A 17,322-nucleotide genomic window follows, 5' to 3' on the forward strand; every position below is an offset into this window, starting at 1 on the left:
CGGGTGACCCGCCTTCGACGGGACGGCGACCCGAAGACACATCTCCGTGGCGCAGCGACTCCCGCCCGATGATAGCGTGGTTCGGTGGTGAGGGGAACTCGATCTCGCTTTTGATCCCGCTCTTCGGGATCTGTATCCTCTTGATCGCCGGCAGAGTGACAGAGACCAACCGCGCGAGACGGTACTTCCTCCCCGGGTTCGTCCTCTGGTTCGGCTACCGATTCGCGCTCGGCCTCCAAGCGGGGACCCTGATCTCGTTCCCTCGGCCGATCGGGCTCGTCGGCGCACTCTCGCTGTTGGTCGGGTTCCTGTCTCTGACGTTCTACGGGTTCTACGTCGTGTGGAAGGGACGCGACCCGATCGCGTCGCGGGCGTGACGCCCCCGTGAGTACGGCTCCGCGGGGGTTCCGTCCCGAACGCGTTCGCCCGGCAACCCTGCGGTCGAACGGTAGACCTTTGCCGTCGCCCGCATCAGGTCAGGTATGGTCTCGTTGGGACTGGTGGTGGCGCGGTTCAACGACTCCGTCACGGAGCCGATGGCCGAGGCCGCCCGCGAGGCGGCCGCCGACCGCGACGCCGTCGTCGTCGACGAAGTGAGCGTGCCGGGGGCGTACGACAGCCCGCTGGCCGCCGATCGACTCGCGCGCCGAGACGACGTCGACGCGGTCGCGGTCGTCGGCGCCATCGTCACCGGCGACACCGAACACGACCGCGTCATCGCGAACGCGACCGCAGAGAAGCTCACCGACGTGAGCCTCGACCGCGACACGCCGGTCGCCTTCGGCGTGAGCGGCCCCGGGATGTCGGGGGCGGAGGCGCGCGAGCGGATCGACAAGGGCGCGGAGGCCGCGCGCGGTGCCATCGACCTCGCCGAGGAACTGGACTAACGGAGACGACTACACACACACATGAGCGACGCATACGACTTCTCGGAGCGGATCGGACGCGTAGAACCCAGCGCGACGCTGGCGATATCGAACCTCGCGGCGGAGAAGGAGGCGGAGGGCGCCGACATCGTCGACCTCTCGGTCGGCGAACCAGACTTCGCTACCCCGGCGAACGTCGTCGAGGCCGGAAAGGAGGCGCTCGATGCGGGCCACACGGGCTACACCTCCTCGAACGGGGTCCCCGCGCTGAAGGAGGCGATCGCGGACAAGCTCCGCGGGACCGGTATCGACGCCGACGCCGACGAGGTGATCGTCACTCCCGGCGGCAAGCAGGCGTTATACGAGACCTTCCAGACGCTGATCGACGAGGGCGACGAGGTCGTCCTGCTCGACCCGGCGTGGGTCTCCTACGAGGCGATGGCGAAGCTCGCGGGCGGCGACCTCTCGCGGGTCGACCTCGCGCCCCACGGCTTCCAGCTGGAGCCGGCGCTCGACGACCTCGCGGAGACGGTCTCCGACGACACGGAGCTGCTCGTCGTCAACTCCCCGTCGAACCCCACGGGCGCGGTCTTCTCCGAGACCGCGCTGGAGGGCGTCCGCGACCTCGCCGTCGAACACGACATCGCGGTCATCTCCGACGAGATATACGAGCGCATCGTCTACGACGCCGACCACGTCTCGCTCGCGAGCCTCGACGGGATGGCCGACCGCACCGTGACGATCAACGGCTTCTCGAAGGCGTACTCGATGACGGGCTGGCGGCTCGGCTACCTCCACGCGACCGACGAGTTCGTCGGCGAGGCGGGCAAGCTCCACTCCCACTCTGTCTCCTGTGCGACGAACTTCGTCCAACGCGCGGGGATCGAGGCGTTAGAGAACACCGACGAGTCCGTCGAGGAGATGCGGCAGGCGTTCGCGGCCCGCCGCGACCTCCTCGTCGACCTGTTCGACGAACACGGGGTCGACGTCGACGTCGGCGACGGCGCCTTCTACATGATGATCCCGGTCGCGGACGACGACCAGGCGTGGTGTGAACGCGCCATCGAGCAGGCCTCGGTCGCCTGCGTGCCCGGCGGCGCGTTCAACGCGCCCGGCTACGCCCGCATCTCCTACGCCGCGAGCGAGGAGCGCCTGCGCGAGGCGGTCGACCGGCTCGTCTCGAACGATCTCTTATAGATAAGACCGACTTCCCGGCCGTCCCATCGGCCGGGTTCGTCGCCGACCTGTCGGCTGTCCCGCCGTCATCTCGCCAGCCGTGCGACCGGACCGGTCGGTGGCGCGAACCTGCGGTACGTTTTTGTCACTGCCTCAAGAAATTTCAAACTGGTGAAACGATGTACGACAACATACTGTACCCGACTGATGGGAGCCCCGGATCGGAGGCGGCGGCGGCGCACGTCCGCGAGCTCGCGACGGCGTTCGACGCGACCGTACACGTGCTACACGTCGCCGATTCACGCAAGGGCGGACTCGGTACGAGCGGGGCGTTCTTCGACGAGCCGAGCCAAGCGATGAGCGGGGAGTCGCCCGACGAGGGGTACATCGGCGGACACGAGAATCGACCGGACCCCGACGAGATCAACGAGGCCCTGTCCGAGCATACGCTTGAACTCCTCGGCGCATCGGCCGATTCGACCGACGGGATCGACGTGAAGACGGCGGTCAAGACGGGGAATCCGCACTCGGTGATCCTGCGGTACGCCGACGAGAACGACATCGACCTCGTGGTGATGGGGACTCACGGCCGGACCGGCGTCGAGCGCTACCTGCTCGGCAGCGTCACCGAGAAGGTGGTGCGGCTCGCGGACCCGCCTGTGGTGACGGTCCGCGCCGACGAGACCGAGTGACGTCGCGGGTCGACGGCGACCGGCGCTCCCCCGGACCCGCGGAGGGGGCGCCGACCGCAGCCCATTTTCGCGGCGCGGCCCAACCGACGGACATGGACGAGTCCCTGCGCGAGGAGCTGCTCGAACGCGTCAACAGCCGCACCGCGACGGTCGGGGCGTCGGTCCCCGACACGGTCACCATCGACGGTGTCGAGCTCGACCTCTCCGAGTTCATCGTCGAGACGCGCGCCATCGAGACGGTCCCGCCAGCGGTGGACCGGAAGCTGGCGTCGGTGAAAACGACCCTCCGCGAGGAGCGGCGGCGGCGACTGGATCGACTCGAGGGGGCTGCGGACGCGGCCGAAGCAGGCGACGGCGGCGCGAGCCAAACGGGCGAGGAGAACCGAGCGGCGGCCCCCGACGGCCTCGACCGCGAGGACGCCGAGCGGCTCGCCGACGAGATCATCGGCATCGACCGCGCGCTGAACGCCTTGGAGACCATCCGCCACCCCGACTTCGCCGACGAGCATCGATCCGCCACGCTCGACGGGCACGAGCGCTGGCTGGCGTTCGTCGACGAGGTGTAGCGAGCCGCGGTGCGGTCCGGCCGAGGCGAGGATCGGAGGACGTTCGGCGCGCCGGCGATGCGACGTTCCGAAACCCTTACTCCCGGTCCGGAACACCTCGACGTATGAGCGATACGTCCGAGTCGACGGATGGCGCGGGTGCGGACGCGGACGGCGAGGCCGACGCGGCCGCCGTCGACGCCGAGGAGGTCAGACACGTCGCGGAGCTGGCGCGGGTGCGGCTCGCCGACGACGAGGTCGACGAGTTCGCGGCGCAGTTCGGCGACATCCTGGAGTACTTCGACGCGCTCGACGAGGTCCCCGAAGTCGAACGCGAGGAGGAGCTCGTCAACGTGATGCGCCCCGACGAGGTCCACGAGGGGCTCTCGCAGGAGGAGGCCCTGTCGAACGCCGAGGAGACGGAGGACGGCTTCTTCGTCGGGCCGAAGGTGTCGTAGATGGCGGCCGACATCAACGCCTTCGTCACGGAGGCGACGATCGAGGGCGACGCGGACGCCGACGGCCCCCTCGCGGACGCGACCGTCGCGGTGAAGGACAACATCTCGACCGCGGGGATCCGGACCACCTGCGGCTCGGAGATGCTGGCCGACTACGTCCCGCCCTACTCGGCGACCGTCGTCGATCGGCTGACCGAGGCGGGCGCGACGGTCGTCGGCAAGACGAACATGGACGAGTTCGGGATGGGGACGACCACCGAGACCTCCGCGTTCGGCCCCACGCGGAATCCGGTCGACACCGACCGGGTTCCCGGGGGCTCCTCCGGCGGCTCCGCGGCCGCGGTCGCGGCCGGCGAGGCCGACGTGGCGCTCGGCTCCGACACGGGCGGCTCGGTGCGCTGTCCGGCCGCCTTCTGCGGCGTCGTCGGGATCAAGCCCACCTACGGGCTCGTCTCCCGGTACGGCCTCATCGCGTACGCGAACTCGCTCGAACAGATCGGGCCGATCGCGGGCACCGTCGAGGAGGCGGCCGCCGCGCTCGACGTCATCGCCGGCGACGACCCCAACGACGGGACGACCCGCGACCTCGCCGACGTCGCGGGCGCCGACGCGGACGCGAGCTACGCCGCGGCCGCGGACGGCGACGTCGAGGGGCTGACCGTCGGGATTCCGACGGAGCTGTTCGAGGGCGCGGACGACCGCGTCGTCGAGACGGTCGAAGCGGCGATCGCCGACCTCGAGGCGCAGGGGGCGGAGACGACCGAGATTTCGCTCCCGTCGGTCGAACACGCGGTCCAGGCCTACTACGTGATCGCGATGGCCGAGGCCTCCTCGAACCTCGCGCGGTTCGACGGGGTGCGGTACGGCCACCGGAGCGAGTCGGACGGCAACTGGAACGAGTCGTTCGCCGAGACCCGCGAGGAGGGGTTCGGTCCGGAGGTCAAACGCCGGATCCTCCTCGGCACGTACGCGCTCTCGGCCGGCTACCACGACAAGTACTACGACAAGGCGCAGGACGCCCGCGCGTGGGTCAGGCGGGACTTCGAGGAGGCGTTCGACGACGTCGACGTGATCGCCTCGCCGACGATGCCGGTCCTCCCCTTCGAACTGGGCGAGAGCCTCGACGACCCGCTGCGGATGTACCTCGCGGACGCGAACACGACCCCGGTGAACCTCGCGAACCTCCCCGCGATATCGGTGCCGGCCGGGGAGGCCGACGGGCTCCCGGTCGGGCTCCAGCTCGTCGGCCCGAAGTTCGGTGAGGAGACGATCGTCCGCGCCGCGAGCGCGGTCGAGGACCGATGAGCCTCACGGACGAGGAGCGCGAGCGGCTCGCGGACGTGGTCCGCCTCCAGCCGACGAAGAACGGCGAGCTACAGGACGCCTGGGAGATGGAGAGCGGCAGCGAGGTCCACGGCTACCTCGAAGGCCACCTGAAGGAGTACTACTACCGCGACGACGACAGCCTGATACGGACGACCGCCGAGGCGAACGACCTCGTCGACGTCGAGCCCGGCGTCGAACCCGACGCGGTCGCGAAGGGCAGCGTCCCGGAGACGATCCGCGTCCCGGAGCTGGAGGCGCGGGTCGTCGACGTGCTCGCCGGCCCGGACGAGCGCTCGCAGTCGGTCGTCAGCGTGCTCAACGCGCTCCGCGAGGCGTTCGACGGCGACCCCGAGGTCGACGCGGTGCGCCGGGCGCTCCGCAGCCTCGAACGCAAGAACGTCGTCGAGGTCGTCTACCGAACCGTGCCGACGTTCCGACTGGCGGTCGCGCGCGACGAGATCACGGTCGAGACCGAGGAGTAAGCGGTCGCCCGTGGTCGAGACCGAGGAGTAAGCGGTCGCCCGTGGTCGAGACCGAGGAGTAGGCGGCCGCCGCGCGGTGCGGTCGGCGACGTCTCCGCCTGCCGACACGATTTTGTACTCCGACGGAGACCGTCACGCTGATGGCCGACGACGAGACCCTCCGCGAGCGGTTCCGCCGCAACGCCAGCGGCATCGCCGCGACGACGGTCACCGGGACGTGGCTCGGGGCCTTACTCGCCGGGTTCGACTGGTGGCTCGGGTTCATGCTGTTCGGGTACGTCGTGATCGTCCCCGTCGTCTCGATGCTGTTCGACGAGGGGGAGTCCGAGTCGGCCCACGTCGACTCGGAGCCCGGTTCGGTCCGCGTCGAACGAGACGAGGGGGCGCGCGACGACGCGACCGGCGACACCACGGACGCCCTCGAACGACTGCGGACCCGGTACGCGAACGGCGACCTCACCGACGAACAGTTCGAACGGAAGCTCGATCGGCTCTTGGAGACCGAGACGCCCGAGGACGCGGCCGAGTGGACGGAACGGAACCGAGACGCACGGCGGGACGGCGAGACCGAACGCGAGCGCTGAGCCCGGAGCGGGCCGCGCGCTCCCGCAGCTGACGGGCCGGAATCTCAAGCTTCAATGCGTGCGGGCGACTCGACCGCGTATGAGCGACCACGAACTCCGGAAAGAGGCGCACGACCTCGACGTCACCGTCTGGGTCGGGAAACACGGCATCGACTCGGTCGTCGACGAGCTCGACGACCAGCTCGACGACCGCAAGCTCGTGAAGGTGAAGTTCCTTCGGGCGGCCCGCGGCGGGACCTCGACCGACGAGCTCGCCGACGAACTCGCCGAGGCGGTCGGCGCCGACCTGATCGAAACGCGCGGGAACACGGCGGTGCTCCACTGATGGGCGCCCTCGCGGGACCGCCCGGGATCGTCGCGGTCGCGGGGACGCTGGAGCCGTACCTCGGGCCGGTGACCGGTATCGTCGTCGACGCCGTGATATTCATCGCCGTCGTCGCCGCGACCTACGTCATCTACAAGTCGGTCGTCACGTCGCTCCTCCGACGGGTGTTCGACAGGCAGGGGTTCGACGAGCACGCGCGGCGCCCGCTGCAGAAGATCGTGGCGTTCCTCGTGCTGTTCGCCGGCGTCACGGTCGCGTTCGGCGCGGCGGGCTATCAGGGGTTCCTGCGCTCGCTGGCGACGATCGCGGCGGCGGCGACGCTCGCGGTCGGCTTCGCCTTACAGGACGTGATCAAGAACTTCGTCGCCGGCGTGTTCATCTACACTGACAAGCCGTTCCGCATCGGCGACTGGATCGAGTGGAACGACAACTCGGGGGTCGTCGAGGACATCTCGTTCCGCGTCACCCGCGTCCGCACGTTCGACAACGAACTGCTCACGGTGCCGAACCACGCCCTGACGAGCGACGTGGTGAAGAATCCGGTCGCGAAGAAGACGCTGCGGCTGAAGTTCGTCTTCGGGATCGACTACGAGGACGACGTGGAGCGGGCGAGCGAGATCATCGTCGAGGAGGCCGAGAAGAGCGACGCCATCCTCGACGACCCCGCGCCGTCGGTCCGGCTGACCGAACTGGCCGACTCCTACGTCGGCCTCCAGTCCCGGATCTGGATCGACGACCCCTCGCGGGCCGACTTCGTGAAGGCGCGCGCCGACTACGTGAAGGCGGTCAAGGCGCGCTTCGACGAGGAGGGCATCTCGATCCCCTTCCCGCAGCGGACCGTCTCGGGACGCAACGAGTGGACGGACCCCTCGTCGTTCGGCGGGGCGGCGCGCGGCGGCGCCGACGGCGGGTCGAAAGCCTAAGCGTCCGCGGCTCCGCCGCGCGTGCGCCGCTGAGCCCCTTCTTCCCCGAGTCGACGCGCAGGAGACGCCGAGAGTAGCGATAGTAACGAACTTGAGGGCTCGGTATCTCGTTGTGTCCATGCATGTGGTCGTCATCGGGGCCGGCGAGGTCGGCACGAGCATCGCTTCGAGCCTCGCGTCGGACCACGAGGTCGTCGTCGTCGACGTCGACCCCGACCGGGCGGAACAGCTCAAGTACGAACTCGACGTGCTCACGATCGCCGGCGACGGGACGACCTCGGAGATCCAGACCGCCGCGGAGGTCGGCCGCGCCGACATGGTCATCGCCTGTACCGACGACGACCAGACGAACCTCGTCGCCTGCGGCACCGCGAAGACGCTCGGCGGCGGGTTCACCATCGCCCGCGTGAAGAGCACCGACTTCCTCCGCACGTGGCAGGGGAGCGAGGGGGCGTTCGGCGTCGACTTCATGGTGTGTACGGACCTGCTGACCGCGGAGAACATCGTCCGAGTCATCGGGCTCCCGGCAGCCATCGACGTCGACCCGTTCGCCGGCGGCCTCGTCCAGATGGCGGAGTTCGAGATCGCCGAGGGGAGCCCCGTGGCCGGACAGACCGTCTCGGAGGCCGACCGGTTCGAGTCGCTCACGTTCGTCGGCCTGTTCCGCGACGGCGAGATGATCATCCCCCGCGGAGACACCGACATCACCGTCGGCGACCGCGCGGTGGTGATCGGGAGCCCCGAGAGCGTCCAGTCGTTCGCGACCGACGTGGCGCCCGAGACGACGCCGGACGACGCGGACGACATCGTCGTCGTCGGCGGCAGCGAGATCGGCTACCAGACCGCACGGCTCCTCGAGGAGCGCGAACTCCATCCCCGGCTGATCGAGAAGGATCGAGACCGCGCGCGGTGGCTCGCCGAGCAGCTTCCGAAATCCGTCGTGATGGAACACGACGCGACCGACGCGGAGTTCCTCACGCGGGAGAACGTCGACGACGCCGACATCGTCGTCACCGCGCTCGGGTCGGACGAGCAGAACCTCCTCGTGTCGGTCCTCGTCAAGCGGCTCGGCGTCGACCGCGTGATCGCCGTCGTCGACAGCCCCGATTACGTCACCGTCTTCGAGGAGATCGGCATCGACATCGCGATCAACCCCCGCACCGTCACCGCCGAGGAGATCACGCGGTTCACCTACGAGAGCGTCGCGGAGAACATCGCCGTGCTGGAGAACGACCAGGCGGAGGTCCTCGAACTGGAACTCACCGAGGGCTGCGGGCTCGTCGGCCGACCCATCTCGGAGATCGTCGCCGACAGCGACATCCGGTTCGTCATCGGCGCGATCACCAGGGACCACCAGCTCGTGACACCGCGCGGGGATACGGTCCTCCAGCCGGGCGATCACGTGATCCTCCTCGTGGAGTCCGACTCCGTGAGCGAGATCGCGTCGATGGCGTGACCGGTCCGTGAACACCAGCATCCGGGTCGGGTGGCGAGCCAGCGTGGGGCTCACCGGAGACGTGCTCGTCGCCCTCCCGGTCCCGTTGGCGTTCCCCCTCCTCATCGCGTTCTACTACGGCGAGTCGCCGCTGCCGTTCGTCGCGGCGATCGCCGTCTCGCTCGCGCTGGGCGCGGCGTTCCGCTCGCTCGGGGACTCGACGGCGGACCTCGGGCCGCGCGAGGCGTTCCTCGCGGTGGCGACGATCTGGTTCCTCGTCGCCGCGGTCGGTGCGATCCCCTTCGTCGTCGCGGGCGTCGGCACGGTCGCGCACCCGGTGAACGCGATGTTCGAGGCGATGAGCGGGCTGACGACGACCGGGGCGACGGTCCTCGTCGACTTCTCCGTCCACTCGAAATCCGTCATGATGTGGCGGCAGGTGATCCAGTGGCTCGGGGGGCTGGGGATCCTCATCCTGGCGACCGCGGTCCTCTCGGAGATCGGCGTCGGCGGGGCGCAGCTGATGGAGTCGGAGTCACAGACCCAAGACGTCAACAAGCTCACGCCGAAGATCTCGCGGACGGCGCAGCTGATCTGGGGGATCTACTTCGGGCTCACGGGGCTCGCGATCGCGGTCTACTTCCTGCTCGGACTCGCCGTCGACCCGCGGATGGACCTGTACAACGCTATCGCGCACGCGTTCACGTCGGTCGCGACCGCCGGGTTCTCGCCGGAGCCGCTGAGCGTGGGCGCGTTCCACCCCCTGATCCAGTGGGCGGTGGTCCCGTTCATGGTCATCGGCTCGACCAGCTTCGTCCTCATCTACTTCGCCATCAACGGCGAGCCGATGCGCCTGCTGAAAAACGAGGAGTTCCACTTCTACCTCGGCGCGATGGGGACGCTCGCGTCGATCGTCGCGCTCTCGCTGTTCCTCGATCCGGGCGTCGCGTTCGGCGCCGAGGGGACGATACGCCACGCCATCTTCAACGTCGCCTCAATCGTGACCACGACGGGGTACGCCAGCACCGACTACGTGCTGTGGGCGCCCGCGGCGAAGCACATGCTGTTCATGGGGATGTTCATCGGCGGGATGGTCGGGTCGACCACCTGTTCGATCAAGTCGCTGCGGTGGCTGGTGGCGCTGAAGTCGTTCAGGCGAGACCTCTACACCGCGATCCATCCCGAGTCCGTCCGGCCGGTCAGGATCACGGGGAAGCCGGTCGACGAGGGCGCGATCCGCGACATCTACGCGTACCTCCTCCTCAGCATCGTGATCTTCTTCCTGCTAGCCGTGGTCATCGTCGTCGACGCCGAGCGCGCGGGCGTCCGCGTCACCGAGTTCGAGGCGCTCGGGGCCGCGGCGACGACGTTCCTGAACATCGGCCCGGCGTTCGGCGCGGCGGGCCCGTACGGAACGTTCGCGACGTTCCCGCTGAGCACCCGGGCCGTGATGATCGTGCTGATGTGGATCGGCCGGATCGAGATCATCCCGGTCCTCGTGCTGTTCACGAAGGCGTTCTGGACGTCGTGACCGGCCGCTGACGGGCCCGTGCGCGCCGTCGACATCGACGCCGCCGCCGTCACCCCTTCGACAGTTTAATACAGCGAACGGGCGACTCCCATATCGATCGAGTAACTATGTCTGTGGGCGTCAACTGGAAGGCGAGCGTCGGGCTTCTCGGGGTCGGGATCAAATACCTCGCGCTCACGATGTTGGTCCCGCTGGTCGTCGCAGTCGTGTACGGCGAAGACATCTGGGTGTTCCTGGCGTCGATGGCGCTCGTCGCGGCGCTCGGGTTCGCGGTCGAACGGGTCGACCCCGATCCGGACCTCGGACCGCGGGAGGCGCTGCTCTTCGTCTCGCTCGCCTGGCTCGCGGCGGCGGCGATCGGCACGATCCCGTACCTGATCGCCGGGTACGGGACGGCGTCGACGATCGGACTCCAGACCGGGTCGGTCGGGGCGTTCACCGAGTCGATCGCCAACGCCCTCTTCGAGTCGATGAGCGGGTTCACCACCACGGGCGCGACCGTCCTCGGCGAGATCAGCACGGACCGCCACTCCCACGCCGTGATGATGTGGCGACAGCTCACGCAGTGGCTCGGCGGGATGGGGATCATCGTCCTGATGATCGCCATCCTGCCCGAGGTCGCAGTCAACGGCGCGCAGCTGATGGAGTCGGAGGCGCCCGGACCGGAGCTCCAGAAGCTCACGCCGAAGATCGCGGAGACGGCGCGCGCGCTCTGGCTCATCTACTTCGGGTTCACCGTCGTCTACATCGCGATCCTCTACGGGCTCCACCTCGGCGGGATGGCGCCGAAGATGAACCTCTTCAACGCGGTCGCGCACGGGTTTACGACCCTGCCGACCGGCGGGTTCTCGCCGAAGGCCGACAGCATCGCCGCGTTCTCTGCGATCGTCCAGTGGGTCGTCATCCCGTTCATGCTCGTCGCCGGGGTCAACTTCGCGCTGTTCTGGCACGTGCTGCGCGGCGAGTTCAAGCTGATGCTAGAAAACGCCGAGTTCCGCGCGTACGCCGGCGCCGTCGCGGCCGTGACCGCCGTCCTCGCCGTGCTTCTGTTCCGCGGCGCGGCGCCCGCCATCGAACTCGGCGGGGCGACGCAGGGGGTCGCCGAGAACTCGCTCCGGCAGGCGGCGTTCCAGATCGGGTCGCTCCTGAACTCCACCGGGTACGCGACCGCCGACTTCGCGCAGTGGGACACCGACGCGCAGATCCTGTTGATGTTCGCCATGTTCATCGGCGGCTCCGCCGGGTCGACCGGCGGCGGCGTCAAGATCGTTCGGTGGCTCATCGTCGGGAAGGCCATCCGACGGGAGCTTTTCACCTCGGCGCACCCCGACGTGGTCCAACCGATCCGACTCAGCGGGAGCGTGGTCGACGAGGACGCGATCCGCAGTATCATGGCATTTACCGTCCTCTACGTCGTCCTGTTCGCGGTCTCGGCGGTGTTCCTCTCACTCGACGCGGCGCGGATCGGCACCCAGCTGACGATGCTGGAGTCGACGAGCGCGTCGCTCGCGACGATCGGCAACATCGGTCCGGGGTTCGGCCGGCTCGGGCCGTTCGGGAGCTACCTCTTCTTCCCCGACACCTCGAAGCTGCTGATGGTGTTCCTGATGTGGATCGGCCGGCTGGAGATCGTCCCGGTGCTGGCGGTGTTCATCTCGGCGGTCGACGGTCGGTGATCGGTCCGGCCTCGGCGTTCGAACGAGGTGCCCTCGTCGGCTTACGTCCGCCTGACCGCTGCTCGTTCGATCCGGGAGAACGTATCTTCTTAACTGGAGAGAATAGTGGTGTTGGTATGACGAGTTCCAACGACGGTCAGGACCTGCTCGGTCACGTCCTCCTCCCGGTCGCACACGAGGATGACGCGCTGGCGACGGCGCGGGCGCTCGAACCGTACGACCCGGAGCGCGTGACCGCGCTCCACGTCGTCGAGAAGGGCGGGGGCGTACCGGACAAGACGCCCGTCGAGCAGTCCGAGGAACTGGCCGACGAGTCGTACGCGGCGGTCCGGACGGTGTTCCCGGACGCCGACGACCACACCGCGTACGCCAGAGACGTCGTCGAAGCGATCTTCGACGCGGCCGACGAGGTCGGCGCGAGTGCCGTCGCCTACCGCTCGCGCGGGGGGAACCGGCTCATGCAGTTCCTCTCCGGCGACGTCTCGCTGAGGCTGGTGACCGACGCCCCGCTCCCCGTGGTCGCGCTCCCGGGGGCCGACCGCGAGGACTGAGCCGGCTCTCCGGTCGCCGTTCACCGGATCGCGCGGTCGCCGCCCGCTAAGCGGTAGGCTTTCGGCGGTCGATCCTGAAAGAGCGGCATATGTATCTGATCGTCGTGGGCGCCGGCGACATCGGCACCCCGCTCGTCGACCTCGCGACCGCCGGCGGCAACGAGGTCGTCGTCATCGAGCGCGACGAGGAACGGGCGGAACGCGCGTCGAGGCAGTACGACTGTCTCGTGATCAACGACGACGCGACGTCGAAGGAGACGCTGCGCGACGCCGGCGCCGAGCGCGCCGACGCGCTCATCTCGACGACGGACCAGGACGCGACGAACATCATGGTCTGTCTGTTGTCTCAGGAGCTGTCGATCCCGAACATCGTCTCGGTCGTGCACAACCCCGAACACATGAGCGTGTTCGAGCAGATCGGCGTCAACACGATGCAGAACCCCCAGAGCCTGATCGCCGAGTACCTCTACCGGGCCGTGAGCCGGCCGTCCGTGGTCGACTTCATGCACATCGGCGAGGAGGCCGAGGTGTTCGAGATCGCCGTCGGCCCGGACGCGCCGATCGCCGGCAAGACGCTGCGGGAGGCGGACGAGGCCGACCTCATCGGCGGGCAGACGCTGATCGTCGCCGTCGAGCGCGACGGCGAGGGCACGCCGATAACGCCGCGCGGGAATACCCGCATCGAGGCCGGCGACATGCTCACGGTGTACTCGGGGCACGGCGTGACCCCAGAGGTGACGGACGTGTTCGGGCACACCGGGGACGGCGATTGAGATGAGCGACCGATCCGACGGGCCGCTTCCGACCGACCTGCGGATCATCGCTCGCGACGTCGGCTCCCTCGTCCTGATGGAGGCCGGGCTGATGACCTTCTCCGTGGTCGTCGCGCTCGGCTTCGGCGAGCTCCGCGCCGCGCTCGCGTTCCTGACCGCCGGCGGCGCCACGGCGCTCGTCGGCGGCCTCGCGAACCGCCGGTTCGCCGACGCCCCGGAGCCGAAGGCGAAACACGGGATGGTGATCGCCGCCGGCGGGTGGCTCACCGTCGCCCTCTTCGGGGCCCTCCCGCTGTTCCTCACCGCGTGGCTGACGCCGCCGGCCGTCATGGAGACGTTCGTCCCGGCCGCGGCCGACACCGCCTCGTGGGAGCCGGTCGCGGTCGGCGGGTCGACGACGCTCTCCAGTCTGGCGTACTTCCGGGACCCGCTCCACGCGGTCTTCGAGAGCATGAGCGGGTGGACCGGGAGCGGTCTGACGATGGCGGTCCACGAGCCGTCGCTGCCCCGAGCGGTGCAGTGGTGGCGGTCGTTCATCCAGTGGGTGGGCGGCGTCGGCGTCATCGTCCTCACCGTCTCCATCCTCTCGCGGCCGGGGAGCGGGAGCTACGCCCTCTACCGGAGCGAGGCCCGCGAGGAGAAGATCCACCCGAGCGTCGTCTCGACGGTGCGGACGGTCTGGAAGCTCGTGGTCGGGTACACGCTGTTGTCCGTCGCGATACTGTTCGCCGCGATCCGCGCGAGCGAGAGCGCGTACGCCGAGTCGCTGTCGCTCGTGGAGGCGGCCTGGCAGGCGCTCAACCACGCCATGACCGGGCTGACGACGGGCGGATTCTCCGTCACGGACAACTCGATCGCGACGTACGGCTCGCCGCTCGTCGAGACCGCGCTGCTGCCGGTCATGGTCCTCGGCGCCGTCGCGTTCCCCGTCCACTACGTCGTCCTCCGGAACCGCAGCCTCCGCGAGCTGGCGGGCGACCTCCAGACGCGGTGGCTGTTCCTCCTGCTCGCCGGGGGGGTCGCCGTCCTCACCGCGCAGAACCTCGCGTCGGTCCCGGCCACCTCCGGCGCGTTCGCGACCGAGTCGTTCCTCTCGTTCCCGGTCCCGCTGCTCGACGGGGCGGGGCTCGACGCGGTCCGCGACTCGACGTTTCAGTGGGTCAGCGCGATGACCGCCACCGGCTTCCAGTCGGCCCCGATCGGGAACTGGCTCGCCGGCGCGAAGGTGCTGGTCGTCGTCGCGATGGTGCTCGGCGGCGCGGCCGGCTCCACCGTCGGGGGCATCAAGATCGTCCGGGCGTACACGGTGGCCCGGGGGATCGCCTGGCAGTTCTCGCGCGTGTTCCTGCCGAAGAACGCGGTCGTCACCGCGCGCATCGGCGACCGCACGCTGGACCGGGAGACGATGGAGCGGGAGTTCGGCGAGGCCGCCATCGTCACCCTGCTGTGGGTCGTCGGCCTCGCGGTCGGCAGCCTCGTCCTCGTCAACCTCGCCGGCCCCGAGTTCACCTACGCCGACGCGCTGTTCGAGGTCGCCAGCGCGCAGGGGAACGTTGGGCTCTCCTCGGGGATCACCGGCCCCTCGATGCCGCCGCTGGCGGAGGCGATGTTCCTCTTCAACATGTGGATCGGGCGGCTGGAGATCATCCCGGTGTTGGTGTTCCTGCGCGCGGGGATTCGGGGTCTGAACCCCTGAGCGGCGCGGCGCCTACCGGAGCCGACGGCCCGCGGCCGCCGGAACGCTCACTTCCCGTCTCGCACGGTCCCCATGAACGACCAGTGGACCTTGTGACTCCCGTCGGGCTGCGGCTCCTCCGTGACGTGATAGAGGTACGGCCCGTGCGGGCAGTCGTCGCAGCCGTCCGCACAGCGGAACTGCTTCACGACCTCCGTGTACCCGTCGTGTTCCGTGACCCGGAGGATGTCTTCGCGGTCCTCCGCGTCGACCGGTAGCTCCGCCTCACCGTGGTAGTGGAGCAGCTCCTGCGCGTGAACGATCGCCTTGCGGAGCGCTTCGGGCGAGCAGTCGCTCAGGGCCTCAGCGACCCTCGGCGGGAGCCCTTCCGGGGGCGTCGGACGCTCTGCGGAGTCGGTCATGGTCGGTGATTGACTCCGGCCTCATATAATTCATCCGCGGGAGGAGACCGGAGCGAGGGGGACGACCACCCCTCCGTTTCAAAATATAATGAATATTTATACGCAACCGGCGGATAACGGGCGGTATGTACGACGACGAGGAGCTCTCCGAGATCCGCGAGGCGAAGGAGTCGTGGGAGGCGGAGACGCTCGACCCCACTCTGGACCGCCACGGGGAGCGGAAAGACCGGTTCGCGACCGTCTCGAACCGCGAGGTCGACCGGATCTACACGCCCGCGGACGTGGCCGACACCGACTACGACGAGGACCTCGGCTTCCCGGGCGAGGAGCCGTACACCCGCGGCGTGTACCCGACGATGTACCGCGGCCGGACGTGGACCATGCGGCAGTTCGCGGGGTTCGGCACCGCCGAGGAGACGAACGAGCGGTTCCACTACCTGATCGACGAGGGGCAGACGGGGCTCTCGACGGCCTTCGACATGCCCTCGCTGATGGGGATCGACTCGGACGACCAGATGTCGCTCGGCGAGGTCGGAAAGGAGGGCGTCGCGGTCGACACGCTGCGGGACATGGAGATTCTCTTCGACGGGATCGACCTGACGGAGGTGTCGACCTCCTTCACGATCAACCCGAGCGCGCCGGTGATCTACGCGATGTACGTCGCCCTCGCCGACGAGCGGGGTATCCCCCGCGAGGAGCTCCGGGGGACCCTCCAGAACGACATGCTCAAGGAGTTCATCGCGCAGAAGGAGTGGGTGATCCCGCCGGCGCCGTCGCTCGATCTGGTGACGGACACGATCGAGTTCGCGGTCGCGGAGACGCCCAAGTTCAAGCCCATCTCGGTGTCGGGCTATCACATCCGCGAGGCGGGGTCGACGGCGGTCCAAGAGCTAGCCTTCACCCTCGCCGACGGGTTCGCCTACGTCGAGGCGTGTCTCGACCGCGGGCTCGACGTCGACGAGTTCGCGCCGCAGCTCTCCTTCTTTTTCAACTCGCACAACTCCCTGTTCGAGGAGGTCGCGAAGTTCCGCGCCGCCCGCCGGATCTACGCCACCGTCATGGACGAGTGGTACGACGCCGAGGCCGACGCGTCGAAGCAGCTGAAGTTCCACACCCAGACCGCGGGCCAGTCGCTGACGGCCCAGCAGCCGCTCAACAACGTCGCTCGCGTGACGATTCAGGCGCTGGCGGGCGTGTTGGGCGGGACACAGAGCCTCCACACCAACTCCTTCGACGAGGCGCTCGCGCTCCCCTCGGAGCAGGCGGTGCGGGTCGCGCTCAGGACCCAACAGGTCATCGCCGACGAGTCGGGCGCGGCCGACATCGTCGACCCGCTCGGCGGCTCGTTCGCGGTCGAGTCGCTCACCGACGAGACGGAAGCCGACGCGATGGCGTACATCGAGGAGATCAGAGAGATGGGCGACGGCTCCGTCCGCGACGGCGTCCTGCGCGGCATCGAACAGGGGTACTTCCACCGCGAGATCCAGGAGTCCGCCTACGAGTACCAAGAGCGCGTCGACGAGGGCGAGGAGACGGTCGTCGGCGTCAACGCCTACGAGATCGAAGAGGACACCCGGCCGGACCTGCTCCGAGTCGACGAGACGACCCGCGACCGACAGCTCGACCGGCTGGAGTCGGTGAAAGCCGAGCGCGACGACGACGCGGTCGAGGCCGCCTTGGAGGACCTGCGCGACGCCGTCGACGACGGCGAGAACGTGATGCCCGCGATCGTCACGGCGGTGAAGGAGTACGCGACGATGTGCGAGGTCATGGCGGTGTTCGAGGCGGAGTACGGCACCTACCGCGAGCGGATCGGCGTCGCCTGACGGGACCCGACCGAAAGAAGAGATCGGCCGCGACGGGTGGCGACCGGCCCGCGTCG

General features: G+C 69.0%; 19 protein-coding genes. 18 read left to right on the forward strand and 1 reads right to left on the reverse strand.

Going from position 1 to position 17,322, the window contains the following annotated elements:
• Positions 1–68: 68 nt before the first annotated feature.
• From ABDZ89_RS16290 to ABDZ89_RS16370, 17 genes are all read left to right on the forward strand, one after another.
• On the forward strand, positions 69–377 hold the full coding sequence (locus ABDZ89_RS16290; protein ID WP_343780735.1) for a hypothetical protein: 309 nt from the start codon (positions 69–71) through the stop codon (positions 375–377).
• 105 nt (positions 378–482) lie between these two features.
• Positions 483–887 carry a 6,7-dimethyl-8-ribityllumazine synthase gene (ribH, locus tag ABDZ89_RS16295; protein WP_343780736.1) on the forward strand — a complete coding sequence of 135 codons (405 nt, stop codon included), beginning with the start codon at positions 483–485 and terminating at the stop codon, positions 885–887.
• Positions 888–908: 21 nt separating this feature from the next.
• Positions 909–2,063 (forward strand): pyridoxal phosphate-dependent aminotransferase, encoded by a 1,155-nt coding sequence (locus tag ABDZ89_RS16300; RefSeq protein ID WP_343780738.1) that lies wholly within the window; start codon positions 909–911, stop codon positions 2,061–2,063.
• Positions 2,064–2,221: 158 nt separating this feature from the next.
• Complete coding sequence (locus tag ABDZ89_RS16305) at positions 2,222–2,734, forward strand: universal stress protein (protein ID WP_343780740.1); 513 nt, start codon at positions 2,222–2,224, stop codon at positions 2,732–2,734.
• A 92-nt stretch (positions 2,735–2,826) separates the two neighbouring features.
• A complete protein-coding gene (locus tag ABDZ89_RS16310; protein WP_343780741.1) occupies positions 2,827–3,300 on the forward strand; it encodes a DUF5788 family protein in 474 nt (157 codons plus the stop codon).
• A 104-nt stretch (positions 3,301–3,404) separates the two neighbouring features.
• Entirely contained in the window at positions 3,405–3,737 is a 333-nt protein-coding gene (gene gatC / locus ABDZ89_RS16315) for an Asp-tRNA(Asn)/Glu-tRNA(Gln) amidotransferase subunit GatC (RefSeq protein WP_343780742.1), read from the forward strand.
• Positions 3,738–5,042 carry an Asp-tRNA(Asn)/Glu-tRNA(Gln) amidotransferase subunit GatA gene (gene gatA / locus ABDZ89_RS16320; RefSeq protein WP_343780744.1) on the forward strand — a complete coding sequence of 435 codons (1,305 nt, stop codon included), beginning with the start codon at positions 3,738–3,740 and terminating at the stop codon, positions 5,040–5,042.
• A complete protein-coding gene (locus ABDZ89_RS16325; protein ID WP_343780745.1) occupies positions 5,039–5,545 on the forward strand; it encodes a DUF5797 family protein in 507 nt (168 codons plus the stop codon). The genes gatA and ABDZ89_RS16325 overlap by 4 nt, the downstream gene beginning before the upstream one ends.
• A 140-nt stretch (positions 5,546–5,685) precedes the next feature.
• Positions 5,686–6,129, forward strand: a complete 444-nt coding sequence (locus ABDZ89_RS16330) for an SHOCT domain-containing protein (RefSeq protein ID WP_343780746.1) — start codon at positions 5,686–5,688, stop codon at positions 6,127–6,129.
• 79 nt (positions 6,130–6,208) lie between these two features.
• Positions 6,209–6,454, forward strand: a complete 246-nt coding sequence (locus ABDZ89_RS16335) for a YhbY family RNA-binding protein (protein WP_343780747.1) — start codon at positions 6,209–6,211, stop codon at positions 6,452–6,454.
• Entirely contained in the window at positions 6,454–7,377 is a 924-nt protein-coding gene (locus ABDZ89_RS16340) for a mechanosensitive ion channel family protein (protein WP_343780749.1), read from the forward strand. The genes ABDZ89_RS16335 and ABDZ89_RS16340 overlap by 1 nt, the downstream gene beginning before the upstream one ends.
• A gap of 118 nt (positions 7,378–7,495) precedes the next feature.
• Positions 7,496–8,833, forward strand: a complete 1,338-nt coding sequence (gene trkA / locus ABDZ89_RS16345) for a Trk system potassium transporter TrkA (protein ID WP_343780751.1) — start codon at positions 7,496–7,498, stop codon at positions 8,831–8,833.
• A 7-nt stretch (positions 8,834–8,840) separates the two neighbouring features.
• The gene (locus tag ABDZ89_RS16350; RefSeq protein ID WP_343780752.1) at positions 8,841–10,343 is read left to right on the forward strand and encodes a TrkH family potassium uptake protein; all 1,503 of its coding nucleotides are present in this window, start codon (positions 8,841–8,843) and stop codon (positions 10,341–10,343) included.
• Between the two features lie 107 nt (positions 10,344–10,450).
• On the forward strand, positions 10,451–12,019 hold the full coding sequence (locus ABDZ89_RS16355; protein WP_343780753.1) for a TrkH family potassium uptake protein: 1,569 nt from the start codon (positions 10,451–10,453) through the stop codon (positions 12,017–12,019).
• Positions 12,020–12,135: 116 nt separating this feature from the next.
• Positions 12,136–12,570 (forward strand): universal stress protein, encoded by a 435-nt coding sequence (locus ABDZ89_RS16360; protein WP_343780754.1) that lies wholly within the window; start codon positions 12,136–12,138, stop codon positions 12,568–12,570.
• 89 nt (positions 12,571–12,659) lie between these two features.
• Positions 12,660–13,343 (forward strand): potassium channel family protein, encoded by a 684-nt coding sequence (locus tag ABDZ89_RS16365; RefSeq protein ID WP_343780755.1) that lies wholly within the window; start codon positions 12,660–12,662, stop codon positions 13,341–13,343.
• Position 13,344: 1 nt separating this feature from the next.
• Positions 13,345–15,039, forward strand: a complete 1,695-nt coding sequence (locus tag ABDZ89_RS16370) for a potassium transporter TrkG (RefSeq protein WP_343780756.1) — start codon at positions 13,345–13,347, stop codon at positions 15,037–15,039.
• 47 nt (positions 15,040–15,086) lie between these two features.
• On the opposite strand, the gene ABDZ89_RS16375 is transcribed toward ABDZ89_RS16370, so the two are convergent.
• Positions 15,087–15,440: a hypothetical protein gene (locus ABDZ89_RS16375; protein ID WP_343780757.1), complete on the reverse strand. Its 354-nt coding sequence runs from the start codon at positions 15,438–15,440 to the stop codon at positions 15,087–15,089.
• Between the two features lie 125 nt (positions 15,441–15,565).
• On the opposite strand from ABDZ89_RS16375, the gene ABDZ89_RS16380 reads away from it, so the two are divergent.
• On the forward strand, positions 15,566–17,266 hold the full coding sequence (locus ABDZ89_RS16380) for an acyl-CoA mutase large subunit family protein (RefSeq protein WP_343780758.1): 1,701 nt from the start codon (positions 15,566–15,568) through the stop codon (positions 17,264–17,266).
• The last annotated feature ends 56 nt before the right edge of the window (positions 17,267–17,322 follow it).

Origin of the sequence: Halorubrum ejinorense (genome assembly GCF_039522565.1) — an archaeon.
Taxonomy (GTDB): domain Archaea; phylum Halobacteriota; class Halobacteria; order Halobacteriales; family Haloferacaceae; genus Halorubrum; species Halorubrum ejinorense.